Annotated in this window: 25 protein-coding genes; 11 read left to right on the plus strand and 14 right to left on the minus strand. The window is 71.6% G+C overall.

Annotation, left to right across the window (positions count from 1 at the left end):
• Window positions 1-20: 20 nt before the first annotated feature.
• Complete coding sequence (locus AC3ET3_RS22435; protein ID WP_432134779.1) at window positions 21-275, minus strand: type II toxin-antitoxin system antitoxin; 255 nt, start codon at window positions 273-275, stop codon at window positions 21-23.
• On the minus strand, window positions 272-1,219 hold the full coding sequence (locus tag AC3ET3_RS22440; RefSeq protein ID WP_432134780.1) for an SPFH domain-containing protein: 948 nt from the start codon (window positions 1,217-1,219) through the stop codon (window positions 272-274). The genes AC3ET3_RS22435 and AC3ET3_RS22440 overlap by 4 nt, the downstream gene beginning before the upstream one ends.
• Window positions 1,220-1,492: 273 nt before the next feature.
• Between AC3ET3_RS22440 and AC3ET3_RS22445 the strand changes: the two genes are divergently transcribed.
• Window positions 1,493-3,889 carry a transglycosylase domain-containing protein gene (locus AC3ET3_RS22445; RefSeq protein WP_432134781.1) on the plus strand — a complete coding sequence of 799 codons (2,397 nt, stop codon included), beginning with the start codon at window positions 1,493-1,495 and terminating at the stop codon, window positions 3,887-3,889.
• A 36-nt stretch (window positions 3,890-3,925) separates the two neighbouring features.
• On the opposite strand, the gene AC3ET3_RS22450 is transcribed toward AC3ET3_RS22445, so the two are convergent.
• The 4 genes from AC3ET3_RS22450 to AC3ET3_RS22465 all read right to left on the minus strand — a co-directional run bounded on the left by AC3ET3_RS22450 (window position 3,926) and on the right by AC3ET3_RS22465 (window position 9,036).
• On the minus strand, window positions 3,926-5,917 hold the full coding sequence (locus AC3ET3_RS22450; RefSeq protein ID WP_432134782.1) for a SpoIIE family protein phosphatase: 1,992 nt from the start codon (window positions 5,915-5,917) through the stop codon (window positions 3,926-3,928).
• A 531-nt stretch (window positions 5,918-6,448) separates the two neighbouring features.
• The gene (gene fomD / locus AC3ET3_RS22455; RefSeq protein ID WP_435612770.1) at window positions 6,449-7,144 is read right to left on the minus strand and encodes a cytidylyl-2-hydroxypropylphosphonate hydrolase; all 696 of its coding nucleotides are present in this window, start codon (window positions 7,142-7,144) and stop codon (window positions 6,449-6,451) included.
• Between the two features lie 72 nt (window positions 7,145-7,216).
• Window positions 7,217-8,614, minus strand: coding sequence for a class II fumarate hydratase (locus AC3ET3_RS22460; protein WP_432134784.1), 1,398 nt, complete (start codon window positions 8,612-8,614; stop codon window positions 7,217-7,219).
• 104 nt (window positions 8,615-8,718) lie between these two features.
• On the minus strand, window positions 8,719-9,036 hold the full coding sequence (locus AC3ET3_RS22465) for a hypothetical protein (RefSeq protein WP_432134785.1): 318 nt from the start codon (window positions 9,034-9,036) through the stop codon (window positions 8,719-8,721).
• A 166-nt stretch (window positions 9,037-9,202) separates the two neighbouring features.
• Here AC3ET3_RS22465 and AC3ET3_RS22470 point away from each other — a divergent pair, with 166 nt between their 5' ends.
• Together AC3ET3_RS22470 and AC3ET3_RS22475 are read left to right on the plus strand one after the other, a co-directional pair.
• Entirely contained in the window at window positions 9,203-9,451 is a 249-nt protein-coding gene (locus AC3ET3_RS22470) for a GntR family transcriptional regulator (protein ID WP_432134786.1), read from the plus strand.
• Between the two features lie 90 nt (window positions 9,452-9,541).
• Window positions 9,542-10,183, plus strand: coding sequence for a hypothetical protein (locus tag AC3ET3_RS22475; RefSeq protein ID WP_432134787.1), 642 nt, complete (start codon window positions 9,542-9,544; stop codon window positions 10,181-10,183).
• A gap of 87 nt (window positions 10,184-10,270) precedes the next feature.
• Here the strand turns inward: AC3ET3_RS22475 and AC3ET3_RS22480 are convergent, their stop codons facing one another.
• Window positions 10,271-11,938, minus strand: a complete 1,668-nt coding sequence (locus AC3ET3_RS22480) for a fumarate hydratase (protein ID WP_435612771.1) — start codon at window positions 11,936-11,938, stop codon at window positions 10,271-10,273.
• A gap of 156 nt (window positions 11,939-12,094) precedes the next feature.
• Between AC3ET3_RS22480 and AC3ET3_RS22485 the strand changes: the two genes are divergently transcribed.
• Together AC3ET3_RS22485 and AC3ET3_RS22490 are read left to right on the plus strand one after the other, a co-directional pair.
• Window positions 12,095-12,838 carry a DUF1707 SHOCT-like domain-containing protein gene (locus tag AC3ET3_RS22485; protein WP_432134789.1) on the plus strand — a complete coding sequence of 248 codons (744 nt, stop codon included), beginning with the start codon at window positions 12,095-12,097 and terminating at the stop codon, window positions 12,836-12,838.
• A 124-nt stretch (window positions 12,839-12,962) separates the two neighbouring features.
• On the plus strand, window positions 12,963-13,340 hold the full coding sequence (locus AC3ET3_RS22490) for a WhiB family transcriptional regulator (protein ID WP_432134790.1): 378 nt from the start codon (window positions 12,963-12,965) through the stop codon (window positions 13,338-13,340).
• 281 nt (window positions 13,341-13,621) lie between these two features.
• Here AC3ET3_RS22490 and glpX read toward each other — a convergent pair whose 3' ends face one another.
• Window positions 13,622-14,656 (minus strand): class II fructose-bisphosphatase, encoded by a 1,035-nt coding sequence (glpX, locus tag AC3ET3_RS22495; RefSeq protein ID WP_432134791.1) that lies wholly within the window; start codon window positions 14,654-14,656, stop codon window positions 13,622-13,624.
• A gap of 126 nt (window positions 14,657-14,782) precedes the next feature.
• On the opposite strand from glpX, the gene AC3ET3_RS22500 reads away from it, so the two are divergent.
• A complete protein-coding gene (locus tag AC3ET3_RS22500; RefSeq protein ID WP_432134792.1) occupies window positions 14,783-15,310 on the plus strand; it encodes a DUF4245 domain-containing protein in 528 nt (175 codons plus the stop codon).
• Between the two features lie 65 nt (window positions 15,311-15,375).
• Here AC3ET3_RS22500 and AC3ET3_RS22505 read toward each other — a convergent pair whose 3' ends face one another.
• The 3 genes from AC3ET3_RS22505 to xseA form a co-directional block, all read right to left on the minus strand.
• Window positions 15,376-15,966, minus strand: a complete 591-nt coding sequence (locus AC3ET3_RS22505) for a malonic semialdehyde reductase (RefSeq protein WP_432134793.1) — start codon at window positions 15,964-15,966, stop codon at window positions 15,376-15,378.
• A 139-nt stretch (window positions 15,967-16,105) separates the two neighbouring features.
• Window positions 16,106-16,360, minus strand: coding sequence for an exodeoxyribonuclease VII small subunit (locus AC3ET3_RS22510; RefSeq protein WP_432134794.1), 255 nt, complete (start codon window positions 16,358-16,360; stop codon window positions 16,106-16,108).
• Window positions 16,361-16,468: 108 nt separating this feature from the next.
• Window positions 16,469-17,692 carry an exodeoxyribonuclease VII large subunit gene (gene xseA, locus AC3ET3_RS22515; protein ID WP_432134795.1) on the minus strand — a complete coding sequence of 408 codons (1,224 nt, stop codon included), beginning with the start codon at window positions 17,690-17,692 and terminating at the stop codon, window positions 16,469-16,471.
• 180 nt (window positions 17,693-17,872) lie between these two features.
• Here xseA and AC3ET3_RS22520 point away from each other — a divergent pair, with 180 nt between their 5' ends.
• From AC3ET3_RS22520 to ppgK, 3 genes are all read left to right on the plus strand, one after another.
• Entirely contained in the window at window positions 17,873-18,337 is a 465-nt protein-coding gene (locus AC3ET3_RS22520; RefSeq protein WP_432134796.1) for a hypothetical protein, read from the plus strand.
• Between the two features lie 176 nt (window positions 18,338-18,513).
• Complete coding sequence (locus AC3ET3_RS22525) at window positions 18,514-19,557, plus strand: 4-hydroxy-3-methylbut-2-enyl diphosphate reductase (protein WP_432134797.1); 1,044 nt, start codon at window positions 18,514-18,516, stop codon at window positions 19,555-19,557.
• A 52-nt stretch (window positions 19,558-19,609) separates the two neighbouring features.
• A complete protein-coding gene (gene ppgK, locus AC3ET3_RS22530) occupies window positions 19,610-20,356 on the plus strand; it encodes a polyphosphate--glucose phosphotransferase (protein WP_432134798.1) in 747 nt (248 codons plus the stop codon).
• Between the two features lie 335 nt (window positions 20,357-20,691).
• Here ppgK and AC3ET3_RS22535 read toward each other — a convergent pair whose 3' ends face one another.
• Complete coding sequence (locus AC3ET3_RS22535; protein WP_432134799.1) at window positions 20,692-21,198, minus strand: DUF6542 domain-containing protein; 507 nt, start codon at window positions 21,196-21,198, stop codon at window positions 20,692-20,694.
• Between the two features lie 648 nt (window positions 21,199-21,846).
• On the opposite strand from AC3ET3_RS22535, the gene ychF reads away from it, so the two are divergent.
• Window positions 21,847-22,935, plus strand: coding sequence for a redox-regulated ATPase YchF (gene ychF / locus AC3ET3_RS22540; protein WP_432134800.1), 1,089 nt, complete (start codon window positions 21,847-21,849; stop codon window positions 22,933-22,935).
• Between the two features lie 127 nt (window positions 22,936-23,062).
• On the opposite strand, the gene AC3ET3_RS22545 is transcribed toward ychF, so the two are convergent.
• Both AC3ET3_RS22545 and AC3ET3_RS22550 read right to left on the minus strand, forming a co-directional pair.
• Entirely contained in the window at window positions 23,063-23,455 is a 393-nt protein-coding gene (locus AC3ET3_RS22545; RefSeq protein ID WP_279560030.1) for a DNA-binding protein, read from the minus strand.
• The gene (locus AC3ET3_RS22550; protein WP_018845686.1) at window positions 23,455-23,706 is read right to left on the minus strand and encodes a hypothetical protein; all 252 of its coding nucleotides are present in this window, start codon (window positions 23,704-23,706) and stop codon (window positions 23,455-23,457) included. Before AC3ET3_RS22550 ends, AC3ET3_RS22545 begins: the two co-directional genes overlap by 1 nt.
• A 146-nt stretch (window positions 23,707-23,852) precedes the next feature.
• Between AC3ET3_RS22550 and AC3ET3_RS22555 the strand changes: the two genes are divergently transcribed.
• Complete coding sequence (locus AC3ET3_RS22555) at window positions 23,853-26,033, plus strand: DEAD/DEAH box helicase (RefSeq protein WP_435612772.1); 2,181 nt, start codon at window positions 23,853-23,855, stop codon at window positions 26,031-26,033.
• Window positions 26,034-26,149: the final 116 nt, after the last annotated feature.

The raw sequence follows: 26,149 nt of genomic DNA on the forward strand, positions 1-26,149 counted from the left end.
CCGCAGGTCGCAGCCGATTGTCACGGTTCTGACACAGGGGGGCGGCCGCGGCGCGGCAGCGGTCCGGCCCCCCGCGGCAGCCGTCCGGCCTCCGCCAGCGCCTTGCGCAGCAGGAACTCGATCTGCGCGTTGGCCGACCGCAGGTCGTCGGACGCCCAGCGCGCCAGCGCCTCGTACACCGACGGGTCCAGTCGCAGCAGCACCTGCTTGCGCTGCTGCGACCGCCGCCGGGGCGCCGGACCCTCGTCGGAGTCGTTCCCCGGTCGGTCCGTCACTGGTAGAGGGTCCCGGTGTTCAGGACGGGCTGCGGCGCCCGGTCCCCGCACAGTACGACCATCAGGTTGGACACCATCGCCGCCTTCCGTTCCTCGTCCAGTTCCACGATGTCCCGCTCGTTGATCCGGGCGAGCGCCGCCTCGACCATCCCGACCGCCCCGTCGACGATCTCCCGCCGCGCCGCGACCACCGCGCCCGCCTGCTGGCGCTGGAGCATCGCGGAGGCGATCTCGGGAGCGTACGCGAGGTGGGTGAACCGGGACTCGATGATCTGCACACCGGCCGCCTCCACGCGCGCGTGCAGCTCGATCGCGAGCTTCTCGGTGATCTCCTCGGCGTTGCCGCGCAGCGAGAGCCCGTCCTCCTCGTGCGCGTCATAGGGGTACTCGATGGCGATGTGGCGGACGGCGGCCTCGGTCTGGGTGGAGACGAACTCCAGGAAGTCGTCCACCTCGAAGGTGGCCTGCGCGGTGTCCCGCACCTTCCACACCACCACCGCGGCCAGCTCGATCGGGTTGCCGTAGGCGTCGTTGACCTTGAGTACGGCGGTCTCGTGGTTGCGGACCCGGGTGGAGATCTTGGTGCGCGAGGTGAACGGGTTCACCCAGCGCAGCCCGTCCTCGCGGATCGTCCCGCGGTAGCGCCCGAAGAGCTGGACGACCCGCGCCTCGCCCGGTGCCACCATGTTCAGCCCCGACATCGCCAGCAGTGCGCTGAGCCCGGCCAGCACGCCCGGCACGATCAGCGAAGCCTTGACTCCGGCGGCCACGGCCGCGGCGGCGCCGCCGGCTATCAGCCCGATCCCGGCCAGCAGCCCGACGAGCCCGAGCAGCAGGGCGTACCCGCCGCCGATGCTGTGCGCCGGGAACTCCTTCACCCGTGGTTCCGGCATCTCCGGTGCCGTGGGCGTGGCGGTGGCGGCTGAGGCGTCGTGCGTGGGCATGGGTGGGTCCCCCCGTTCGTCGGGCGAGTCGCCGGTCGGGCGCCTCGCTAGCTTGTGCCTATCTAAGTGATATCAGATTACCGTCGCGCGGCAACCCTGTGCCCCTCTCGCACGTCGGTTCCGGTGGACGGCGTGCTGATTCTCACGCCTCCCCCGCCCGGAAAGGCCCGGATCGGGGGCCCTTTGTCATAGAGAGCGGTGTTAGCTTTCTGAGCTGACCTGCCCCCTGGGCACTGGGGTGACTGCCGAGTAGGAAGCGGAGCGAGCGGACTCATGGGACGAGCGGAAGAGAGACGAGCGCGCCAGCGCGGTGGCCGCCGCGCCGCGCCCAGGAACCGCTCGTCGGAGCCCTCGGCGACGGACTCCGCCTCGCCGTCGGTCGCCGAGGGCGGCCGGGCCGCGGCCCGCCGGGCCGCCAGGCGGGGCGGCGGGGCGAAGGGCGCCAAGAGCGACCGGAGCCTCATACGCAGGCTGTTCACCTGGAAGAAGATCCTCGGCACCTTCCTCGGCGTCTGCCTCCTCGGCATCGGCACGTTCATCACGCTGTACCTGATGATCGACATCCCGGAGGTGAACGCCGACGCCCTCAAGCAGAGCAACACCTTCAAGTACAGCGACGGCACGATCCTCGCCCGGGACGGCGAGCTCAACCGCGAGAACGTCGACCTCTCCAAGATCTCCAAGGACGTCCGCAACGCGTTCGTCGCCGCCGAGAACAAGAGCTTCTACGACGACTCCGGCGTCGACCTGAAGGGCACCGCGCGCGGCGTCCTCAACACCCTCACCGGCAAGGGCGCCCAGGGCGGCTCGACGATCACCCAGCAGTACGTCAAGAACTACTACCTCACCCAGGAGCAGACGGTCACCCGCAAGCTCAAGGAGGTGGTCATCTCCCTGAAGCTGGACCGCGAGAAGTCCAAGGAGTACATCCTCGCCGGCTACCTCAACACCAGCTACTACGGCCGCGGCGCCTACGGAATCCAGGCTGCCTCCCAGGCCTACTACCGGGTCGACGCCGACAAGCTGAACGTCGAGCAGGCCGCCTACCTCGCCGCCCTGCTCCAGGCGCCGAGCCAGTACGACTGGGCGGTCGCCGGCGACACCGGCAAGAGACTGGTGCAGCAGCGCTGGAACTACGTCCTGGACAACATGGTCGAGGAGGAGTGGCTCGACAAGTCCGAACGCGACGCCATGAAGTTCCCGATCCCGAAGGACCCCAAGCCCGCGCCCGCCAAGAAGGGCCAGGTCGGCTACCTCGTCGACGCGGCGGAGAGGGAACTGCGGCACCAGCTGGTCGCACAGGGCGTGGCCGAGAACAGCAAGGCGGCCGAGGCCCTGGTCGGCCGGGGCGGCTGGACGATCACCCTCAACATCGACCGGAAGAAGCAGCAGGCGCTGGAGGCGTCCGTCAAGGAGCAGCTCACCAGCAAGCTCGACCCCGACAAGCGCAAGGTCGACGGCGACATCCAGGCGGGCGCCGCCTCGGTCGACCCCAAGACCGGCGCGGTCGTCGCGATGTACGGCGGCGTGGACTACTTCAAGCACTACGTCAACAACGCCACCCGCACCGACTACCAGCCCGCCTCCACATTCAAGCCGGTCATCCTCGCCGCCGCCCTCGACAAGGGCGCCAAGACGCAGGACGGCGACGAGATCACCGCCAACACCCTCTACAGCGGCAAGAGCAAGCGCCCGGTCGTCGGCAGCGACATCGCGTTCGCCCCCGAGAACGAGGACGACGTCAGCTACGGCGACGTCACCGTCCAGGAGGCCATGAACAAGTCCGTGAACTCGGCCTTCGCCCAGATGGGCGTCGACGTCGGCATGGACAAGGTGATGGAGACCGCCGCCGACCTGGGCATGGACCCCAAGGACCTGAAGGCGGTGCCCGCCCAGACCCTGGGCACCATGGGCGCAAGCCCCCTGGAGATGGCCGGCGTCTACGCCACCCTCGACAACCACGGCAAGAAGGTCACCCCGGCGATCCTCAAGGACGTCGAGAACAGCGCCCTGTCGCTGAAACTGCCGGACCCGGTCGGCGACCAGGTCATCAGCCGCGAGGCCGCCGACACCGTCACCTCGGTGCTGACCGGCGTGGTCGACGACGGCACGGCCCGCCGGTCCGTGCGCGACAACCCCGACCGCAAGGGCCAGAAGGTCGCCGGCAAGACCGGTACCTCCGACGACAACAAGTCGGCCTGGTTCTCCGGCTTCACCCCCGACCTGGTCACCTCGGTCGGCCTGTTCGGTGAGGACGCCAAGACCCACGCCCAGGTCAACATGACCGGCGCCACCGGCGAACTCCCCGGCAAGGGCCGCGTCAACGGCGGTGGCCCCCCGGCCCAGATCTGGGCGCAGTACACCTTCGGCGTCTCCACCGAGGTCTCCAAGTTCGACCTGGAGACCGACCAGGGCGCGGCGGTGCGGCCGACGAAGTCGGCTACCCCGTCGCAGTCCCCGTCCTCGACGCCGTCCGAGACGCCCAGCAGCGAGCCCCCGTCGTCCTCGGCACCGCCGTCGTCCTCGGCGCCGCCGTCCCAGACGCCGACCTCGGAGCCGCCGGCCACCTCGGAGGCGCCGACGCCGCCTGATCCGTCGACGGCGCCGCCGACGGGTTCGCAGAGTCCGACCGGTCCGCCCGACGTCTTCAACCCGCAGTCGGGCGGCTGACCCGCCGCAGGGGAGCGGGCCCGCGGCCCGCTCCCCTCACGGCCTGACCAGCTCGAACCACACGACCTTCCCGGTGCTGAGCCGGGTGGCCCCCCACCGCCGGGCCAGCCGGTTCACCAGATACAGCCCGCGCCCACCCTCGTCGGTGGCCCGGGCCTGCCGCAGCCGCGGCAGCTGCGGCACGTCGTCGCCGACCTCGCACCGCAGCACGTCGGTCCGCAGCAGCCGCAAGGTCACCGGCCGCGACGCGTACCGCACCGCGTTGGTGACCACCTCGCTCACCAGCAGCTCCACCGAGTCGCTCAGCTCCTCCAGACCCCACCGGTCCAGCGCCCGCCGGGCCAGCCGCCGGGCCTGGCCCGGCGCGGAGACCTCCGGGTCCAGCACCCAGTACGCGACGTCGCTCGGCGCGATCCCGTCGAACCGCGCCGCGAGCAGCGCGATGTCGTCGTCCCGGTCGCCGGGCCCGAGCATGTCGAGGACCTCGTCGCACAGCGCCTCCAGCGGCGGCGGATGGTCCGGCCCGGTCAGCCGCGCGGTCGCCGCCAGCTTCTCCCGCAACTGCTCTATGCCGGTCGCCACGTCCCGCAGCCGGGACTCCACCAGACCGTCGGTGTACAGCAGCAGCGTGCCGCCGGCCGGTGCGTCCAGCTCCACGGCTTCGAAGTCCACCCCGCCGACGCCGATCGGCGCCCCCGGCGGCACCCGCAGCACCTCGGCCCGGCCGCCCAGGTGCAGCAGCACGGGCGGCGGGTGGCCGGCGTTGGCGATGGTGATGCGGTGCGCCACCGGGTCGTAGACGGCGTAGAGGCAGGTCGCCATGCGGTCCGTGCCGAGCCGCTGCGCCTGCTCGTCGAGGTGGTGCAGCACCTCCTGCGGCGGCAGGTCCAGCCCGGCCAGGGTCTGCGCGGTGGTCCGCAGCTGACCCATGATCGCGGCCGACGTCATGGAGTGCCCCATCACGTCCCCCACGACCAGCGCCACCCGGCTGCCGGGCAGCGGGATCGCGTCGTACCAGTCACCGCCGACCCGCGCCGTCTCGGCGGCCGGCAGGTAGCGCGACGCCAGCCGTACGCCCGTGGGCCGCGGCAGCGTCTCCGGCAGCATGGTGCGCTGCAGCTCGTCGGCGATGTACGCCTCACGGTCGTACAGCACCGCCTTGTCGATGCCGAGCGCGCTGTGCGTGGCCAGCTGGGCGGCCACCAGCAGGTCGTCGCCCTCGAACGCCATGCGCTCCGGGCCCCGGATGAACACCGCGGCCCCGATCACCCGGCGCCGCCCGCGCAGCGGCGCGAGGATCGCGCGCTGGCCGCACGGCACGACCGACTCGCCCTCGTCGCCGAGGAGTTCCGGCAGCGCGGCGCGGGCCGCCGGGGCGTCCGCGAACACCGGCCGCACCCCGCGCAGCACCTCCGCGAGCGCCCCGCCGGGCCGTACCTCGCACAGCTCGGCGATCGCCGCCGACAGCTCGGACAGCTCCGGCGCCTCCGGCGGCGCCACGGGCTGCGCCCAGCCGGCCTCGGTGTCCCGCTCCTGCGGTATCCGGTCGGTACGCCGCAGCCGCAGCACCACCGGCCCCAACGGCCGCTCGTCGCCGACCGGAAGGGGATCGCGCAGGTAGACGAGGATCGCGTCGGAGAAGGTCGGCACGGTCGCCCGGCACAGCCCCATCACGATCTCGTCCAGGTCCAGGCCCCGGGCGATCCGCCGGGTCGCCGCGCCCACGAACCGCAGCCGGTCCCCGTCCCGCCGCATCGGCGTGGGCCGGCCCGGCGACACCGGCTGACCGGTGCGCCGCTCCGGCCCCGCCCCGCGCTCGTCGGCGCCGGGCTGCACGGGGATGGTCTCGGGGGCCGGGCGCGGCCGGTGGCTGTCCGGCTCGGCCGCCGACGGCTGGGAGTGCTCCGGGTCGGAACCGGCCGGTAAGGCCGCGGCCGCCGCGGGCGCCTGGGTACGCAGGAGCGCCCCGCGGGGGTCCGTGGGGTCGACGCCCTGAGGGCGCTCGAAGGATGTCGGGTGCTCCGTCACGCGTGTCGAATCCATCCGTCCGGGGCGGTGGGCCCTGCCGTCACGTTCCCGCGTGCCACGCGACGCCTGGCCCGCGCCTCTGCGGCGTTGTCGTCGGTCCCCGGTTTCCCCGCGCCCGGCTTCGCTCGATCGGGGGCAGCCCCATCGCGTCGACTCCTTCCTGCGCCGTACGGCCGCACGCCGTCCCACGCCCGGTTCCGCGTGCGCGGGCGGCACCGCCGCCCGCGTGCCCCGCCCGGCGGGCGGACGACGGGAAGGTGACGGCGAGGTCCCGGTGCGGCTTTGCCCGCCGAAGTGCCGATACCCGCAATACGTGTCCCGGGAACGGATTTCCGGAGTGGTCGGAGGATGTTCCCGTGCCACCGGTGGTCCGCGCGCGGACCGGACCGGTCGTGTCCTCGTACCCCTCGCTCACGTCCTGCCGCCCCTCGGTGACGTTCGGTCAGACCCGGCGCCTGCTCCCGGAGTTGCCTCGGTGCGCCCGTGCGGAGGACGATCCTACGTTTCCTGCACCGGGGCGCATCAAGGGTCTCATGAGGACATGCGCGCGGGCGTACGGTCCCAGTCCTCGGGCAGCGAGGGAACCCCCCAGGACGGATCCGGACGCCAGTTCTCCCAGTTGTCCGAGAACGGCGGCCCCCAGGAGCGGATCGCCTCCACCGCCCGCAGCCCCGCCCGGCGCACCCGCTCGGCGAGGCCGGCGTCCATCAGCCCGTCCCGCTGGGCCTGCGCGAACTCGTCCTCGTCCCGCCAGTGCCAACTGCGGTCCGAGTGCACGGAGATGTCCAGGAAGTGGTCCTCTGAGTCCACCCCGCCCGCCCAGCGGACGAGCGGCTCCTCCAGGTTGACGTACCAGTTCTTGAACCGCCAGCCCGGCTCCCAGAACAGCCACACCGACCACGGCTCGCCCGGCCGGGCCAGCTTCAGCACCCCGGTGCCGAACCAGTGGTCCAGCTGCACGGAGCGCGGCTTGGTGTAGCGGGTGGCGAGGGGCTCCTGGTGCAGCGGGGTGCCGTCCGCGAGGACCGGCTTCACGCACTGGGTGCCCGGCGCCATCCACACCGCCAGCACGTCCTCGTCGTCGCGTACGACGGTGACGGGGCGGGCGATGTGGAAGCGCGGGCCGGCGTTCTCCCGGTAGCGCCACAGGATGTGACTCCCCGGCGCCCAGTAACCCGCCGGTCCGCTCGACCGCGCTTCCCCCGTCACCGCTCCACCGTCTGCCATGCACAGATATTAGGTGCCCACTCCATCCGACGCTGCGGTGTCCGTCACGGTTCACACGGCGGGCACCGCCGGTTACGGGCGCGTCATCCGCAGCACGTCCAGCGCCTCGTCGAGCTGTTCCGCGGTGAGGTCGCCGCGCTCCACGTAGCCGCCCTCCAGGACGGCCTCGCGGATGGTCTTCCGCTCGGCCAGCGCCTTCTTGGCGACCTTCGCGGCCTCCTCGTACCCGATGTACTTGTTGAGCGGCGTCACCACGGACGGCGACGACTCGGCGTACTCCAGGGCGCGTTCGCGGTGGGCGACGATGCCGTCGACGGTGCGGTCGGCGAGCAGCCGGGAGGCGTTGGCGAGCAGCCGGACCGACTCCAGGACGTTCTTGGCGATCACCGGCAGCATCACGTTCAGCTCGAAGTTGCCGGCCGCACCCGCCGTGGTGACCGTCGTGTCGTTGCCGATGACCTGCGCGGCGACCATCAGCACCGCCTCGGGGATCACCGGGTTGACCTTGCCCGGCATGATCGACGACCCGGGCTGCAGATCGGGCAGGCTGATCTCGGCGAGCCCGGTGCGCGGCCCGGAGGACATCCAGCGCAGATCGTTGGCGATCTTGGTGAGGCCGACCGCGACGGTCCGCAGCTGCCCGCTGGTCTCCACGATGCCGTCCCGGGCGCCCTGCGCCTCGAAGTGGTCGCGTGCCTCGGTCAGCGGCAGCCCGGTGACCCGGGCCACCTCCGCGATCACGGCGGCGGCGAAGCCGGGCGGGGTGTTGATCCCGGTGCCGACGGCGGTGCCGCCCAGCGGCAGCTCGGCCAGCCGGGGCAGGGACGCGGTCAGCCGCTCGATCCCGTACCGCACCTGGGCCGCGTACCCGCCGAACTCCTGGCCCAGCGTCACCGGGGTGGCGTCCATCAGGTGCGTACGGCCCGACTTCACCACGTCGGCGAACTCCGCCGCCTTGCGCTCCAGCGCGGCGGCCAGGTGGTCCAGGGCCGGGATCAGATCGCGGGTGACGGCGGCGGTGGCGGCGATGTGGATGGAGGACGGGAACACGTCGTTGGACGACTGCGAGGCGTTGACGTGGTCGTTGGGGTGCACCTGACGGCCCAGCCGCTCGCTCGCCAGGGTGGCGAGGACCTCGTTGGTGTTCATGTTCGACGAGGTCCCGGAGCCGGTCTGGAACACGTCGACCGGGAAGTGCTCGTCCCAGGCGCCCCCGGCGACCTCGTCGGCCGCCTCCCGGATCGCCTCCGCGACCTCCTCGTCGAGCACTCCCAGCTCCGCGTTCACCTTCGCCGCCGCGCCCTTGATCCGGGCCAGGGCCTCGATGTGGGCCCGTTCGATGCGCTGCCCCGAGACGGGGAAGTTCTCGATCGCGCGCTGGGTCTGCGCCCGCCACTTGGCGTGCGCCGGGACCCGGACCTCGCCCATCGAGTCGTGCTCGACGCGGTAGCTCTGCTCTTCGTCGGCCACTGCCGATCACCTCCACGAGTCACAGCATCCGGAACGTGACAACTGTTCCCCGTGGAGGCGGACGAAGACGGGCGGAGGTGGACGGGGTGGACGGGGCGGGCGGGTTACGCCTCGGACGTTTCGAGGTGCGCCAGGCGTTCTCCCCGGAGTACGGCGACCCGGATGACGTCGTTGAGCAGGTGCCCCAGGAAGCGCACGCCCTTGCGCAGCTCCTCGACGGTGGCCTCGGGACGTCCGGCGTCCAGCACGGCGCCCGCGCCCTGGTCCAGGGCGGTGGCGACGATGTCCTCCTCGGTGGCGTCGGCGAGGCTGTTGATGAACCCCTTCCCGTGGGGGACGAGGCAAGGCTTGCCCTCGGGGGTGGTCCAGGGGAGGCGGCGGAGGCCGGGGGGAGGGGCGAGGGAGGGTAGGTTGTCGGTCATCGTCGGCGACTCCTTGTCAGTCGTGGACGGCAGGGCCCCAGGACGGCTTGCTCCCGGACTGGGGCCCGTTTGCGTTGTCACAGCCTAACTGCGTCATGCTGCAGTTGTCTGCAGATTAGCGCAGCCTGACCGGGCGTACTCCTGTACGCCGCCGCAGCATGGCCTCATGACCGACGTTGAGGGACTTCCGCTCTACCGCTGGCAGGAGATCGCCGCCGACCTGCGCGAACAAATCCGCACGGGACGGCTCCCGATCGGTGCCAGACTCCCCGGCGAGCGCCTGCTCTGCGAGGAGTACGGCGCGGCGCTGGGCACGATCCGGCGCGCCATCCGGGACCTCAAAGAAGAAGGGCTGGTCGGCGTGCTGCCGGCCAAGGGAACGTACGTCCTGCGCAAGCCCTCCGCGGACGCATAGCGCTCTGGCGCACAGTCGCGCCGGGTCGAGCGGGGTGTGGGGCCCTTAAATGCCGGCACTCTGGCCGAGGCATCCGCCTATGCTCCCCTGGTGCAGCCGCATTCCGACCGCAGCAATCCGTTGACCAGGGCGTTCCCGGCCGAACTCGCAGGTGATGCTCAGGCAGTCCTGGCGGTGATGCCCGATTCCCGGCTCCCGCCGCACGGCTCCTTCTCGGCCGCTGTGGAGGGCAGGCAGGTCGTGATCCCCGAGCGCCTCTACAACGACGAGCCGTCGGCCGGCGCGGTGGCGTCGCTCTCGCCGCGCCAACGGCAGCTTCTGCACTGCCTGTACTCCCGGCACTGCGACGGGATGGTCAGGCAGCGCCACCTGGAGAAGGTCGTGGGTTCCACGGACCCGTGGGTCATCCCCTTCGTCGTGCGGCTGGTCGGCGAGTACGTTCTGGAGATCCTGGTCTCCCTCTGCGATGAACTCCGCGATCTCGCCACGCCCGGTACGTGCGGCCACCTCGCCTACGGGCAGTTCCTCGTGGACAACCCCGCCTTCTTCGCGCGCACCCAACGGCGGGTCGTGAGCTACTGGAACTGCCACTACCGGGGCATGTACGCGAGTTTCCGGGGCTACCCGGGGTGCACTCTCCTCGACCTCCTGCGGTCCGCTGCCTCCGACAGGGCGGGCCGTCCCTGGCCCAGCCTCGCTCCGGCCGGCACCCGGGTGGACGGCTACTGCTAGAGGACCTGCCGCAGCCGCTGCCCTTCCGAGCGGCGAAGAGCCCCCGGCCGGACCGGCCGGGGGCTCCTGCTCTGCGGGAACGGGGGGTCAGCCCAGCCCGGGTCCCCGGACCGGGATCGACGTGAAGGTCGGCGCGGGGGCCGGGTCCTTGAAGAAGTCGTTGCCCTTGTCGTCGACCACGATGAACGCCGGGAAGTCCTCGACCTCGATCTTCCAGACGGCCTCCATGCCGAGCTCCTCGTACTCGACGACCTCGACCTTCTTGATGCAGTCCTGCGCGAGGCGCGCGGCGGGGCCGCCGATCGAGCCGAGGTAGAACCCGCCGTGCGCGGCGCACGCGTCGGTGACCTGCTGCGAGCGGTTGCCCTTGGCCAGCATCACCTTGGAGCCGCCCGCCGCCTGGAACTGCTCGACGTAGGAGTCCATGCGGCCGGCTGTCGTCGGGCCGAAGGAGCCGGAGGCGTAACCCTCGGGGGTCTTCGCGGGGCCCGCGTAGTACACCGGGTGGTCCTTCAGGTACTGCGGCATCTCCTCGCCCGCGTCCAGCCGCTCCTTGATCTTGGCGTGCGCGATGTCGCGGGCCACGACCAGCGGGCCGGTCAGCGAAAGCCGGGTCTTGACCGGGTACTTGGTCAGCTCGGCGAGGATCGTCTCCATGGGCTGGTTGAGGTCGATCCTGACGACGTCCGAGGCGCCGTCCAGGTGCTCGTCGGTCGTGTCCGGCAGGAAGCGCGCCGGGTCGGTCTCCAGCTGCTCCAGGAAGACGCCCTCGGCGGTGATCTTCGCGACGGCCTGGCGGTCGGCGGAGCAGGACACCGCGATGGCGACGGGGCAGGAGGCGCCGTGCCGGGGCAGCCGGACCACACGCACGTCGTGGCAGAAGTACTTGCCGCCGAACTGCGCGCCGATGCCGATCTTCTGGGTCAGCTCGAAGACCTTCTCCTCCAGCTCCTTGTCCCGGAAGCCGTGCCCGAGCGGCGAACCCTCGGCGGGGATCTCGTCCAGGTAGTGCGCGGAGGCGTACTTGGCGGTCTTCAGCGCGTACTCGGCGGACGTGCCGCCGACCACGATCGCCAGGTGGTACGGCGGGCAGGCGGCCGTGCCCAGGGAGCGGATCTTCTCCTCCAGGAACCTCATCATGGACGCCTCGTTGAGGACGGCCTTCGTCTCCTGGTAGAGGAACGACTTGTTGGCCGAGCCGCCGCCCTTGGCCATGAACAGGAACTTGTAGGCGCCGCCGTCGGTCGCGTACAGCTCGATCTGCGCCGGGAGGTTGGAGCCGGTGTTCTTCTCCTCCCACATGGTGAGCGGAGCCATCTGCGAGTAGCGCAGGTTGAGCTTGGTGTAGGCGTCGAAGATGCCCTCGGACAGGGCCTTCTCGTCCTCGCCGCCGGTGAGGACGTTCTGCCCGCGCTTGCCCATGACGATCGCCGTGCCGGTGTCCTGGCACATCGGGAGCACGCCCGCGGCCGCGATGTTCGCGTTCTTCAGCAGGTCCAGGGCGACGAACTTGTCGTTGGCGGACGCCTCGGGGTCGTCGATGATGCGGCGCAGCTGGGCGAGGTGGGCGGGGCGCAGGTAGTGCTGGATGTCGTGGATCGCCTCCTCGGCCAGCTTGCGCAGCGCCTCCGGCTCCACCTTGAGGAAGGTCCGCCCGTCGGCCTCGAAGGTGGAGACACCCTCGGAGGTCACCAGCCGGTAGGGGGTGGTGTCCTCTCCCATGGGGAGCAGATCGGTGTACGCGAACTCAGGCATCTCGCCCATTCCTCACTCACGGCAGACAGCGGCTGGCAGTCATTGGCAGCGCCCACCAGCGTAGAACCTGCCGCTGACAGCTCGTCTGTGAGGTAGGGCTCAGTCGGTCCCGGAGGAGGGGTGTCGCGATCTATCGTGTTTCGCTACGCTGCTGTCGTGGACCTTCAGAAGCAGCCCGCCCCCGCGACCACTCCCCCCGCCTCCGCGGCAACTCCCGCCGCCCCCGCCCCCGCCCCCGCTCCCGCGCCGGCCGCCGAGCTGCGTGCCTCGGACGCCGACCGGGACAGGATCGCCGACATCCTGCGCGAGGCGCTGGCCGAGGGCCGGCTCAGCCCCGAGGAGCACTCCGAACGTGTGACGGGCGCCCTGGCCGCCAAGACGGTCGGTGAACTGGACGTGTTCATACGCGACCTGCCCGCCGCCCACGCCCGCCGCGCCACCACCGCCGGCCCGCCGAGCCGCCCCGCCCCGGGCCCCCTGCCGGCCGGCCCGTACGACAACGTCGTCGCGGTCTTCAGCAGCGCCGCCCGCCGGGGCCGCTGGCGCGCGGGCCGCCGGATCCACGCGTACGCGATCTTCGGCAGTGTCGAGATCGACCTCAGCGAGGCGCTCTTCGAGTACCAGCACATCGTCATCAAGGCGTTCTCGCTCTTCGGCAGTGTGGAGGTGTACGTCCCGGAGAACGTGTCGCTGCGCGGTACCGGCGGCGGTGTCCTCGGCAGCTTCGAGGTGGACACGATGGACGCGCCCGAACCCGACGCGCCCGTGGTCTACCTCGACGGCTGGGCGGTCCTGGGCAGCGTCGAGGGACGGCCGCGCCGCGGCAGGCTGGTGGCGGACATCCTCGACCGGGTGCACCGCAAGGTGGACCGGAGCCTGCGCAGGCATCTGGACCGCTGACGGCCGGGACCGACAACGACCTTGCGGGGCACGGCGGTTGGGAACTCACTGCATAGGCACGCGTACAGCGGGTAGACCTTGCTGCATCGTCTCTCGCTCGCGAAGCCGTCGTCAGGAGTAGACCGTGCTGCAACCGCCGCATTCGTCCCTGCAGGTAGCTGCTGTTCCGGCCCCGCGGGTGCCGGCGCGCGACAGGGACCACGACGCCCCGTGGCACACCGAGGCGGTGTGCCGCCGCGACGAGGCCGGCCTCTTCTTCGCGCCCTCCAAGGAACCGACCGCCGCCCGGCTCTCCCGTGAGGAGGCCGCCAAGCGTGTCTGCGCCCGCTGCCCGGTCATGGTCGAGTGCCGCGAGCACGCCCTGCTGCAGCCCGAGCCCTACGGTGTCTGGGGCGGCCTGACCGCCGCCGAGCGCCGCGTGGTGCTGGCCCGGCGCCGCCGCCGCGAGATGGAACTGAAGAAGGCGGCGCGGACGACCGCGCCGATCGCCAAGGCCGGCTGAGCCCCCGGCACCCGGCGCGCCCGCCGGACCGCGCCCGCAGGCACCCGGGGCGCCCGCCGGACCGCGCCCGCCGGACCCCGTACAGCCGGACCGCGTGCCGCCGGGCGAGGTGCCCGGCCGGGCGCGCACCGCCCGCCGCGTCCCGCCCGCCGCGTCCCGCCGGGCGCATCCGGGCCACTCAGCCGCCGTCCGGCGACGGCCTCCGGTACGCGGAAGAGGTGCCCTCACCGCACTGAGGGCACCTCTTCGTCGTGGAAGGCGGCCGTCGGGCCGCCCTCGGGCTACTTGGCGCGGTCGAAGTCGATCGCGCTGTAGGCCCGGAGCTTGCTCAGACGGTGCTCGGAGTCGATCCGCCGCACCGTCCCCGACTTCGAGCGCATCACGATCGACTCGGTCATCGCGGTCTCCGACCGGTAGCGCACGCCGCGCAGCAGCTCGCCGTCCGTGATCCCGGTGGCGACGAAGAACACGTTCTCCCCGGTCACCAGGTCCTCGGTGGTCAGCACCCGGTCGAGATCGTGCCCGGCGTCGATCGCCCGCTGCCGCTCCTCGTCGTCCTTGGGCCACAGCTTGCCCTGGATCGTGCCGCCGAGGCACTTCACCGCGCAGGCGGAGATGATGCCCTCGGGCGTCCCCCCGATGCCGAGCAGCATGTCGACTCCGGTGCCCTCGCGCAGTGCGTAGATCGAACCGGCGACGTCGCCGTCCGAGATCAGCTTGATGCGGGCGCCGGCCTCGCGGATCTCCTTGATGATCCCCTCGTGGCGGGGCCGGTCCAGGATGACCACGGTGACGTCCTCGGGCGTGGCCCGCTTGGCCTTGGCGACCCGCCGGATGTTCACCGACACGGGCGCGTCGATGTCCACGAAGTCGGCGGCCTCGGGACCGGTCACCAGCTTGTCCATGTAGAACACGGCGGACGGGTCGAACATCGACCCGCGCTCGGCGGCGGCCAGCACCGCGATCGCGTTGGGCATGCCCTTGGCCGTGAGGGTGGTCCCGTCGATCGGGTCGACGGCGATGTCGCACTCGGGGCCGGTCCCGTCACCGACGTGCTCTCCGTTGAAGAGCATCGGCGCCTCGTCCTTCTCGCCCTCGCCGATGACGACCACGCCGTTCATCGAGACGGTGGAGACCAGGGCCCGCATGGCGCGCACCGCGGCGCCGTCGGCGCCGTTCTTGTCACCGCGCCCCACCCAGCGGCCCGCGGCCATCGCCGCGGCCTCGGTCACCCGGACCAGTTCCAGGGCGAGGTTGCGGTCGGGGGCCTCGGAGGGCACATCGAGTTCGGACGGCAGATGATGATTCTCGGTCATCGGAGCGCACCTTTCTGATACGACGACGGCCGGATGAGGGTTGCGCCCCGACTCTATCGTCAGTCCGACAAAATGAGCAGGGGACCCCACGGATGAGCGGACCGGGCACCTGCGACGATAGGGGGCGTGGCAGGTTCGACAGGCAAGCAGAAGACGGTCCGGGACATGATCCTCTCCCTCGGAGTGATCATGATCGCGGCGGCGGTGATCTACGTGTTCGTCCCGCACGACGACAAGGACCCCGACCTCCCGCGCGTCGACTACCGGGTCGAACTGCTCACGGCCCGCCGCGCGGCCTCGTACCCCGTGGCCGCCCCGGAGGGCCTGCCGGACGCCTGGAAGGCCACCTCCGTACGCTTCAGCGGCGCCGACTCCGACAGCTGGCACCTCGGGTTCCACGCCCCGGACGGGGAGTACGTGGGGATCGAGCAGTCGACGACCGGGAAGCGGGCCGAGTTCATCGACGAGGCCAGCCAGGGCGCGCGCGAGACGAAGACCGTCGAGGAGATCGACGGCCGCACCTGGACCCGCTACACCGGCGGCCGCTACGACGCGCTGGTCCTCAAGGGGGACGACGGCTCCACCACGGTGGTGGCCGGCACCGGCTCCTTCGAGCAGCTGACGACGATGGTCAGGGCGCTGAAGATGGCGTGAACCGCAACTGACACGTAAGGGGCCACCGGCATGCCGGTGGCCCCTTCGGGTACGCGTCCGCGAGGTCAGACCGTGGTGACGACCTGGTCGAACGTCAGGCGCGGGGAGCGCGGGTAGGACGCGTTCTCGCCCGGCCTGCCGATGTTGACCACCATCAGCGGGGTGTGGTCGCCGTCCAGGAACTCCTTGCGGACGCCCTCGGCGTCGAAACCGGTCATCGGGCCCGCGGCCAGGCCGGCGGCGCGCACGCCGACGATGAAGTACGCGGCCTGCAGCGCGGCGTTGAGCGCGGCGGAGCCCTCGCGGACCGGGCGCTCGGCGAAGAAGGCGTCCTTGGCCTGCGGGAAGGCCGGGAACAGCGTGGGCAGCTCCTCGTGGAACTCGTTGTCCGCGGAGAGGATCGCGACCAGCGGGGCCGCGGCCGTCTTGGCCCGGTTGCCCTCGGCCATGTGGCCCACCAGGCGCTCGCGGGCCTCGGCGGAGCGGACCAGGGTGATGCGCAGTGGGGTCTGGTTGAAGGCGGTCGGGCCGTACTTGACCAGGTCGTAGATCGCCTGGACCTGCTCCTCGGTCACCGGCTCGTCGGTGAAGGTGTTCGCGGTGCGGGCCTCGCGGAACAGCAGGTCCTGGGCGGCGGGGTCAAGAACGAGAGTCATGCGTGAACTTTCCTCGGGTGCGTGTCCGGATCCGGGCACGGCCGGACCGGCTTACGTCCTCGACGGTACGCAAGATCTGTTCAACCTTCAACAAAGCCCGGGGTGGGGTGACCCACCTCACAGCCGCCCGGCGGCCCCGCTACCCCTTCCCTTTGCCGGAGTCCGCATCGCCCACCGCGCCCTCGGTCTCCTCCTCGGCGAGCGCCGCGTCCAGCCGGGCGCGCGCACCCTCCAGCCAGCGACGGCACACCTTCGCCAACTCCTCGCCGCGCTCCCACAGCGCCAGGGACTCCTCCAGCGTCGTGCCGCCCGCCTCCAGCCGGCGCACCACCTCGACCAGCTCGTCCCGCGCCTGCTCGTACCCGAGCGTCGCCTCGTCGGCCTTTCCCGTCATGCCACCCATCCTTGACCGCCCGTTCCCTCAGAGCCTCTCGGCCTTCTCGGCCTTCTCGGCCTTCGCCTGCCTTCGCCTGTCGGCCGTCGCCTGTCGGCGGTCGCCTTCTCAGCCGTCGCCTTCTCGGCCGTCGACCCGGACCGTGAACTCGCCCTCGGCGACCCGCGCGCGCAGCGTCTCGTCCGCCGTGACCTCCTCCGGATCCCGGACCACATGCCCGTCCGCCCGCTGCAGCACCGCGTACCCGCGCCGAAGCGTCGCGGCGGGGGAGAGGGCGACCACGCGCGCGTGCGTGTGCGTCAGCTCCGAGTCCGCGCGGTCGAGCAGATGGCCGAGGCAGCGGCGCCCGCGGTCGGTGAGCGACGCCACCTGGTCCGCCCGCTCGTCGATCATCCGGTGCGGGTCCTGTATCGACGGGCGGGCCAGCGCATGGGCCAGCCCCCGCTCCTCGCGCTCCACGAACGCCCGCACGCACCGCCGCGCCCGGTCCCGCAGCACGTCCACGCGCTGCAGCTCCTCCCCGACGTCGGGCACCACCTTCTTCGCGGCGTCCGTCGGCGTCGAGGCGCGCAGATCGGCCACGAAGTCCAGCAGCGGCTGGTCCGGCTCGTGCCCGATCGCCGAAACCACCGGAGTACGGCACTCGGCGACCGCGCGCACCAGCTGCTCGTCGGAGAACGGCAACAGGTCCTCCACGCTGCCCCCGCCGCGCGCGACGATGATCACGTCCACGCCGTCCAGGCCGTCCAGCTCCTTCACCGCCTGCACCACCTGCGGCACCGCGTGCACGCCCTGCACGGCTACGTTGCGCACCTCGAAGCGGACCGCCGGCCAGCGGTGCCGCGCGTTCTCCAGCACATCGCGCTCGGCGGCGGAGGCCCGGCCGCAGACCAGCCCGATCAGCTGCGGCAGGAACGGCAGCGGCTTCTTGCGCTCCGCCGCGAACAGCCCCTCCGCGGCGAGGGACTTCTTCAGCTGCTCCAGCCGGGCCAGCAGCTCCCCGACGCCGACCGGCCGGATCTCCGCGGCCCTGAGCGACAACTGCCCGCGCGGCGCGTACCACTCGGGCTTGGCGTGGACGACCACGCGCGCGCCCTCGCCGACGACATCGGCGACCGCGTCGAACACCTGCCGGTAGCAGGTCACGCTGACCGAGATGTCGTACGACGGGTCGCGCAGCGTGAGGAACACCACGCCCGCGCCCGGGCGCCGCGACAACTGGGTGATCTGACCCTCGACCCACACCGCGCCGAGCCGGTCGATCCACCCCCCGATGAGCCGCGAGACCTCGCCGACGGGCAGCGGGGCGTCCGCGGACGTGTTCACAGCCATGCCGGTGAGCGTAACCGCCGCCACCGACAACGGGTCAGGCCGTCGGACACGCGCGCGTGGCGGGCGCGGACAGGGTGGGTGCGGCGTGGCGGCGCCCGGCACGGGCGGGAGATCTCTAATTTCGAGATCGTGACAAGATGTGTAAAACGCATGAAAAGGGTGCTGGTGCAAGGGGTTCGAGTGGATGGTGGTGACGGCGGGAGGGCAGGAGCACGTCGGCTGCGGGGCGCGCTCCTCCTGACCGGCGGCGCCACCTGCTCCCTCGCCCTCGCCCTCGCGGCGACGGGACCGGGCAGCGCCGTCGCCCACGGCGCCGCCGCCTCCTGGTCGTCGGGGAGTGAGGGCGGAGTGGCGGGATCGCCGAGGCCGTCGGGCGGTGCGGGGCGGCCGTCGGAGAGCGCCACCGGCGACAGCTCGCCGAGACCGGCCGGGAACGGGACCGGCGCCACGCCCGGCGAGAGTGACGGCCGTGCCCACGGACCGGACCGGAGCCGCCGGCCCCGTCCCGGGCCCGGCGGTCACCTCGCCGGGACCGGCACCGACCGCACCCCGCTCCTCGCCCTCGGCGCCGTGGGCGCCGGACTCGCCGCGGCCGGTGTCGCCCTGATGGTCTGGAGCCGCCGCCGGGACCGCCACCGGAGCTGAACCGACGGGACGCGAACGGAACGACAGGACTCCGTCGGCTTCCAGCTTCGTGAAGCATCCGGTCCGGAGTTGCGTCGCGTGAAGACACGGTGCGGAGTTCCGTGAAGACACGGTCCGGAGTCTCCGGGAGCACCCGGTCCGGCGTGCTCACCGACCCGCCGGGTGCGGCCCGTACGATGGGGACCATGACAGCTTCGCCTGGCCGCCGTGTCCTGCTCGCCGCCCCCCGGGGCTACTGCGCCGGCGTGGACCGCGCCGTGATCGCCGTCGAGAAGGCCCTCGAACAGTACGGGGCCCCCGTCTACGTCCGGCACGAGATCGTGCACAACAAGTACGTCGTGCAGACCCTGGAGAAGAAGGGCGCCGTCTTCGTCGAGCGGACCGAGGAGGTGCCGCCCGGCAACATCGTGATGTTCTCCGCGCACGGCGTCGCCCCCGTCGTCCACGAGGAAGCCGAGCGCGGCCGTCTCGCCACCATCGACGCGACCTGCCCGCTCGTCACCAAGGTCCACAAGGAAGCCGTCCGCTTCGCCAACGAGGACTACGACATCCTCCTCATCGGACACGAGGGCCACGAAGAGGTCATCGGCACGTCCGGTGAAGCCCCCGACCACATCCAGCTCGTCGACGGCCCGGGCGACGTCGCCAAGGTCGAGGTCCGCGACCCGTCCAAGGTGGTCTGGCTGTCCCAGACGACGCTGTCGGTCGACGAGACCATGGAGACCGTCGACGCGCTCAAGGAGAAGTTCCCGCAGCTGATCTCCCCGCCCAGCGACGACATCTGCTACGCCACGCAGAACCGTCAGCTCGCCGTGAAGCAGATGGGCGCCGAGGCCGACCTGGTGATCGTGGTCGGCTCCCGGAACTCCTCCAACTCCAAGCGGCTCGTGGAGGTCGCCAAGCTGGCCGGCGCCCGCCAGGCCTACCTGGTGGACTTCGCCGACGAGATCGACGAGGCCTGGCTGGACGGTGTGACGACGGTCGGCGTCACCTCCGGGGCCTCCGTGCCCGAAGTGCTGGTCGAGCAGGTCCTGGAGTGGCTCGCGGAGCGCGGCTACGGCGACGTGGAGATCGTCAAGGCGGCCGAGGAGTCCATCATCTTCTCGCTGCCCAAGGAACTCCGCCGTGATCTCCGCGAGGAGGCGGCGACGCTGGTGGCCGAGCGCGGCGGCAGCGGGCCGGCACAGGCCGTCACCGGGCGCGCGGCCACCGGCGAGTGACGTTCGACGACCACGCGGAGTGACCGTCGGTGGTCCGTCGTAACGTGGAGCCATGCAGATCTTCGGCGTGGACATCGGTGGATCCGGGATCAAGGGCGCCCCTGTGGACCTGGACAGGGGCGACCTGGCGGAAGAGCGCCACAAGGTGCTCACCCCGCAGCCCGCGACGCCCGAGGGCGTGGCCGACGGCGTGAAACAGGTCGTCGACCACTTCGGCTGGACGGGCCCGGTCGGACTCACCTTCCCGGGCGTCGTCACCGACGGGTCGACGATCCGGACCGCCGCCAACGTCGACAGGAGCTGGATCGACACCGACGCACGGGCGCTGTTCGGCGAGCGGCTGGGCGGCCTGCCGGTGACGGTCGTCAACGACGCCGACGCCGCGGGCGTCGCCGAGATGAACTTCGGCGCGGGCAAGGACCGCCGGGGCACCGTCATCCTGCTGACCTTCGGCACCGGCATCGGCAGCGCGGTCTTCGCCGACGGCGTCCTGCTGCCCAACACCGAACTGGGCCACCTGGAACTGAACGGCCACGACGCGGAGAAGCGCGCCTCCAGCAAGGCCAAGGAGGACGGCGAGCTGACCTGGGAGCACTGGGCACGCCGCGTCCAGAAGTACCTCGCCCACGTCGAGATGCTGTTCTCCCCCGAACTCTTCGTCATCGGCGGCGGCGTCAGCCGCAAGGCGCACAAGTTCCTGCCCCACATCCAGGGCATCAAGGCGGAGATCGTCCCGGCCCAGTTGCAGAACAACGCGGGGATCGTGGGAGCGGCGATGCGAGCGGCGACGGGTGAGTGACGGGCGTGCGGCGGGCGTGCGGCGGGCGAGCGCTGTGCGCTTAGGGGCGCCGGGACGGTAGCGACGTCCGGCAGGCAGGGGCGCGGCGTCGGCCGGGTCCTGGCCCGGGCCGCGGAGGCGCCGCGCCGTGGAGGCGTCGGGACGCGAGCCGCGGGGTCGCCGGGCCGTCGGGCCGTCGGGCCGCTTGGGTATCGGGGCGCTTGGCCCTTGGGGGCGCCGGGTCGCCCGGCCATCGGGGCGCCGGGCCGCTGAGTCGGCGGGCCGTCGGGGCGCCGGGCCGCTGAGTCGGCGGGCCGTCGGGGTCTCGGCCGCCGCCCGTCCGCTCCCCGCCCGGGTCAGCGGGGTGCCGCCGCCCCTCCGCTCCGCGCCCGCCGACGGATACCGGCCAGGTGCACGCGCCGTACGAGCACCGTGAGCGCGGTCAGCAGCGTCCCGCCGTAGAGCCAGGCGGCCTGGGTGGCCAGGGCGGTCATCAGGCCCATCAGCCACGGCCCGACCCCGCCGTCGCCCTCCGCCAGGGGCGTCAGCCCCACGACGAACGCGATCGGCACGACCACGGGCGCGGCCACCAGGTCGCCCCGCCGCACCCACAGCGCCGTCAGCAGGCACACCGGCAGGAACAGCACGCCGTACGCCGTCAGCGACGCCCCGAAGAGCAGCCGGTCGAGGGCCGCGAACCCGAGCATCAGCGCTCCGCTGAGCAGGCCGCCTCCGAGCCCGGTGAGCCGGGGGTTCGGCAGCCGCCGCAGATCCCGTACCAGGGGCGGGGCGGGACGGCGCCCGCCCGGCGGCGTCGCCCGCGCCGTACGCTCCGCACGCCCGGCGCGCCCAGCACTCCGCACGCCCCCCGTGGACTCCTTGCGCCCCGTGCGGCGGGGGCCGCCCGCACCGGCGGGGTGCGCGGCGGAGGGCCCTCCGGTGACCGCCGGTCGCCGACGGCGCGGCTCCCCGCCACGTGGCTGCGGCGTGCGCGGTGCCCGGGCCGGCTTCCCGTCGCGCGCCGGGTGAGACGCCGGGGGCACATCCGGGCCGGACGGCCCCCGCCCGGACGACGACCCGGCAGCCGGCTTCCCCGCCCCCCGTCCGTCGCCCGAGGGCTGCCCGCCAGAAGGCCGCCCCCGACCCGGTCGCCCGCGCTCCGGCCCGTCGGACTGCCGGCCCGCCGTTTCCCGCGGACCGTCGGCCCGTTCCACCCCTGGACCCCCGCTTCCCGTTCCCACGCGCGCGGAACCGCCCCCCTCGCGGCCCGTCTGGGGCGGCAGCGGCGGGGGGTTCTGTCGCGTTCCGTGGTGCGGGGGCCGCGTTCCGTTTTGCTCCACCGGACCAACTTAGGTCTGTTTATGTGCCGAATCGGGGGTCAGACACGCCGGGGCACAGAGCTTGGCCAAGCGTTCGACCGGTCCACCGGGGCGCGGCCGGGCACGCCGTAGACTGGTGGATCGGCCGGTCCTCTGGCCCCCTGGCCCTCACCACATACGGGAAGTCGCAACGTGTCGCTCACGATCGGAATCGTCGGTCTGCCCAATGTCGGCAAGTCGACCCTGTTCAACGCCCTGACCAAGAACGACGTGCTGGCGGCCAACTACCCGTTCGCCACCATCGAGCCGAACGTCGGCGTGGTCGGTGTCCCCGACGCCCGCCTGACGAAGCTCGCGGAGATCTTCGGCTCCCAGCGGGTCCTGCCCGCCACCGTCGACTTCGTCGACATCGCGGGCATCGTGCGGGGCGCCAGCGAGGGTGAGGGCCTGGGCAACAAGTTCCTCGCGAACATCCGGGAGTCCGACGCGATCTGCCAGGTCATCCGCGCCTTCAAGGACGAGAACGTCGTCCACGTCGACGGCAAGGTCTCGCCGAAGAACGACATCGAGACCATCAACACCGAGCTGATCCTGGCCGACCTGCAGACCATCGAGAAGGTGCTGCCCCGCCTCCAGAAGGAGTCGCGGATCAAGAAGGACCTCGCGCCGAAGGTCAAGGCCGTCGAGGAGGCCAAGGAGATCCTGGAGAAGGGCGACACGCTCTTCGCCCACGGCATCGTCCAGGGCACCGAGCGCGCCGAGCCGCTGCACGACCTGCACCTGCTCACCACCAAGCCCTTCCTCTACGTCTTCAACGTCGACGAGGACGAGCTGACCGACGAGACCTTCAAGGACGAGCAGCGCGCCCTGGTCGCCCCCGCCGAGGCGATCTTCCTCAACGCCAAGCTGGAGGCGGACCTCGCCGAGCTGGACGAGGACGAGGCCCTGGAGCTCCTCCAGTCCGTCGGCCAGGAGGAGCCCGGCCTCGCCACCCTGGCCCACGTCGGCTTCCGCACCCTCGGCCTGCAGACCTACCTGACGGCCGGCCCCAAGGAGTCCCGCGCCTGGACCATCAAGAAGGGCGCCACCGCCCCCGAGGCCGCCGGCGTCATCCACACCGACTTCCAGAAGGGCTTCATCAAGGCCGAGGTCATCTCCTTCGACGACCTGGTCGAGACCGGCTCGGTGGCCGAGGCCCGCGCCAAGGGCAAGGCGCGCATGGAGGGCAAGGAGTACGTGATGCAGGACGGGGACGTGGTGGAGTTCCGCTTCAACGTCTGACGCTATGTCAATACCTGTGCCCGACCCGCCTGTTGCTGGGTCGGGCACAGCTGTATATCCGCAGTGAGTCCTCGATCCCGCGATGCGGTGACAGCGTTTGGCCGGGCGGCATGGCGGCGATGCGGTCTCAGACCTTGACGACCTCCACGGAAGGGCCGCACAGGAGTGTCAGATCCTCGGGGTCGGAGGTGAGGACGGTGACCGGTTGGGGCGCGTTGCGGGCGATGGCGGCGAGAGCGGCATCGATGGCGTACTTGTGGCCGTGAAGGTGATGGGTGCGAAGGAGGACTGCGGCCCGGTCGGTGATCTCCTTGGTGACGTCGTGGACGTCGACGCGGGAGAGGACCCACTTGATGCGGGCCGGGTGAATGCGCTCGTAGTCGGCCTCAAGCGTGGTCATGGCGCTGGTGGCGACTCGGACGCCCTCCTCCGACGCCGCCTGGACCAGGGCCACCACGGTGCGGTCCTTGCGGTAGAGCTTCGAGAGTCCTTCGCTGTCGAGCAGGAGGGTGCCGGGCATCAGGCGGCGGCCCCGCCGGCCTGCCGGTGGTCGTGGCGCAGCAGCGCCCGGGCGGCCTCGACTTCCTCGCGGGTGAGGGCTTCGTTGTCGGTCTCGAAGTCGGCGACGATCTCCCGCAGCTTGTCCATGGCGACCCTCTGTTCGAGAGCCTCGGCGACGTAGGCGGAGAAACCGCCGGGCCCGACATGGGCGCGTACGGCCTCGGCGAGATCCTCGGGCAGGCTGATCGAATACTTCCTACTACCGCTCATGGTGCCAATCCTACCGGTGGTCGTAAGTCTGGGGGTGTGAATGACTGTCCCGAGGTTCGGTCGATCAGCAGGGAGCTGCGAATGCCCGTCGAGACCCCGTGTGAGCGGTGGAAAGATGCGGGGAGGGTCGGAGAGGGGCGGGAAGCGTGGGGCGTGGCGAGCGGGACACAGTCGCGAGGGGAACGCGACTGTACGAGGCGGCGCAGGCAGTGGTCGGTGACCATGGAAGGGCAGTGGAGGCGGTACGGGCGGCACTGAAGCCGATCCATGATGCGGCGGTGAAACGGGAACTCGACGCCATTCCCGTCGCTCGGCTGCAGGACGTCACCGAAGGGCGGCTGCGGCTGGGGAGCGTCGAGAAGAGCGGACTGCGCACCGTGGGCAGTGTTCTCGAAGCGGGCCCCTACCGGCTGCGGCAGATTCCCGGTGTAGGGCAGCGCACCGTCGACCAGATGCTCGCCGCCGCCCGCAGGCTCTCCGAGGCTGTGTACGAGACCGTGGCCGTCCACATCGACGTGGACCGGCCGGAACCGCGCACCACCGCGCTCGTCATGGCCCTGCACGTCCTGGTGGAGGCAGGCCCGGACGCCCGGCGTGCGGTCGACAAGGCCACCGTCCTGGCGGAACGGCTCGGTCCGCTACTGGCCGACGCCAGGCCCGCCGCCGGAAGGGTCCGGATGCTGCTGGCCGGCCGGGAGAAGAAGGCTCGCGCGTGGGCGGCGGTCGCCGAGACCCGGTCGCTGGTGGACGAGGCGGAGCAGGCCGGCCTGCCAGAGCTGCTCGCCCAGGCGTCGGTGGACCTGCTCCGGGGGCTCTCGTCCGACGTCGCGGCCTGGGTGGACTTCGAACTCCGCTCCGCCGAGTACTACAGCCTGCTCGCCGAGATTTCCGGGCGGCTGCCGGACGCGGCTGCCGCAGAGGGCTTTCTGCCGGACGAGATTGCGGAGCGGGTACGGACCCAGCACCTCGACGACACGCACCGGCGGGTCTCCCTGCGCGGTTACCAGTCGTTCGGCGCACGGTTCGCGCTTGCGCAGCGCAAGGTGATACTCGGCGACGAGATGGGCCTCGGGAAGACCATCCAGGCGATCGCCGTCCTCGCCCACCTGGCAGACGAGGGGCAGAGCCACTTCATGGTCGTCTGCCCGGCGAGCGTCCTCGTGAACTGGACACGGGAGATCGAGGCCCGCAGCGCCCTTCGCGTCATGGTGCTCCACGGGCCCGACCGGCACGACGCGTTCGCCGACTGGAAGGGGCGGGGCGGGGTGGGGGTGACCACGTTCGACGCACTGCGCGGATTTCCGGCGCCGGGCGGCGGGGAGGTCGGACTCCTCGTCGTCGACGAAGCACACTCCGTGAAGAATCCGAAGGCCAAGCGGTCTCAGTCGGTCGCCCTGTGGGCGGAGCGCTGTGAGCGCAGCCTCTTCATGACCGGAACCCCGATGGAGAACCGGGTCGTGGAGTTCCGCAACTTGGTCCGGATGCTCGACGGCGACGTCGCGGACTCACTCGGTGAACGGGACGCGCTGGCCGGATCGGTCGCCTTCCGCAAGGCGGTGGCCCCGGTCTACCTGCGGCGCAACCAGGAGGACGTGCTGACGGAACTCCCGAGCCTTCAGCAGACCGACGAGTGGGAGGAGCTGAGCGCTTCGGACGAGGAGGCGTACCGCGAAGCCGTGCGCGCGGGCAACTTCATGGCCATGCGCAGGGCCGCGTACATGCGCCCCGAGAAGTCGGCCAAGCTGGACCGGCTTGGGGAGATCGTTCAGGAGGCCGGCGAGAACGGGCAGAAGACGGTGGTCTTCTCCAACTTCAAGGACGTACTGAGCGTGGTGAAAGATGTCCTCGCGGCCGGAACCGCTGGGGCCACTCCGGTGTTCGGTCCGCTGACCGGCGGCGTCCCGGCCCAGCGTCGCCAGGAGATCGTCGACGACTTCGCCGGTGTCCAGGGCCCGGCGGTGCTCCTGGGGCAGATCCAGGCAGCGGGCGTCGGCCTCAACATGCAGGCTGCCTCCGTAGTCGTCATCTGCGAACCCCAGATCAAGCCGACCATCGAACATCAGGCGGTGGCCCGGGCCCACCGTATGGGCCAGGTCAGGCCGGTTCGCGTGCACCGTCTCCTCGCCACCGGAGGCGTGGACGAACGCATGGTGAAGATGCTGGAAGCCAAGACGCGCCTGTTCGATGCCTACGCCCGCCGCAGCGTCGTGGCCGAAGCCACCCCGGACGCGGTCGACGTGTCGGACACCGAGCTGGCACGTCGCATCGTCGAGGAGGAACAGGCACGTCTGGGTATGGCGGACGAGAGGTCCACGCCATCCGAGTGAGGGTGCCCTCCGGTCCGCAGCCAGTCCGCAGGACACCCGTAAACGGCCGTCGGGAGCCAACGCACTCCAACTAGGAAACCCTAGGTCAGGGCCCTGCGCAGGGCTCCGTCGCAGGT

It is taken from the genome of Streptomyces sp. bgisy159, from assembly GCF_057707805.1.

Bases quoted from the DNA above. Each gene is read 5' to 3' on its own strand.
- AC3ET3_RS22440 (WP_432134780.1), bottom strand. From the start codon at position 1,219: ATGCCCACGCACGACGCCTCAGCCGCCACCGCCACGCCCACGGCACCG.
- AC3ET3_RS22445 (WP_432134781.1), top strand. From the start codon at position 1,493: ATGGGACGAGCGGAAGAGAGACGAGCGCGCCAGCGCGGTGGCCGCCGC.
- fomD (WP_435612770.1), bottom strand. From the start codon at position 7,144: ATGGCAGACGGTGGAGCGGTGACGGGGGAAGCGCGGTCGAGCGGACCG.
- AC3ET3_RS22465 (WP_432134785.1), bottom strand. From the start codon at position 9,036: ATGACCGACAACCTACCCTCCCTCGCCCCTCCCCCCGGCCTCCGCCGC.
- AC3ET3_RS22470 (WP_432134786.1), top strand. From the start codon at position 9,203: ATGACCGACGTTGAGGGACTTCCGCTCTACCGCTGGCAGGAGATCGCC.
- AC3ET3_RS22480 (WP_435612771.1), bottom strand. From the start codon at position 11,938: ATGCCTGAGTTCGCGTACACCGATCTGCTCCCCATGGGAGAGGACACC.
- glpX (WP_432134791.1), bottom strand. From the start codon at position 14,656: ATGACCGAGAATCATCATCTGCCGTCCGAACTCGATGTGCCCTCCGAG.
- AC3ET3_RS22505 (WP_432134793.1), bottom strand. From the start codon at position 15,966: ATGACTCTCGTTCTTGACCCCGCCGCCCAGGACCTGCTGTTCCGCGAG.
- AC3ET3_RS22510 (WP_432134794.1), bottom strand. From the start codon at position 16,360: ATGACGGGAAAGGCCGACGAGGCGACGCTCGGGTACGAGCAGGCGCGG.
- xseA (WP_432134795.1), bottom strand. From the start codon at position 17,692: ATGGCTGTGAACACGTCCGCGGACGCCCCGCTGCCCGTCGGCGAGGTC.
- AC3ET3_RS22525 (WP_432134797.1), top strand. From the start codon at position 18,514: ATGGGGACCATGACAGCTTCGCCTGGCCGCCGTGTCCTGCTCGCCGCC.
- ppgK (WP_432134798.1), top strand. From the start codon at position 19,610: ATGCAGATCTTCGGCGTGGACATCGGTGGATCCGGGATCAAGGGCGCC.
- AC3ET3_RS22545 (WP_279560030.1), bottom strand. From the start codon at position 23,455: ATGCCCGGCACCCTCCTGCTCGACAGCGAAGGACTCTCGAAGCTCTAC.
- AC3ET3_RS22550 (WP_018845686.1), bottom strand. From the start codon at position 23,706: ATGAGCGGTAGTAGGAAGTATTCGATCAGCCTGCCCGAGGATCTCGCC.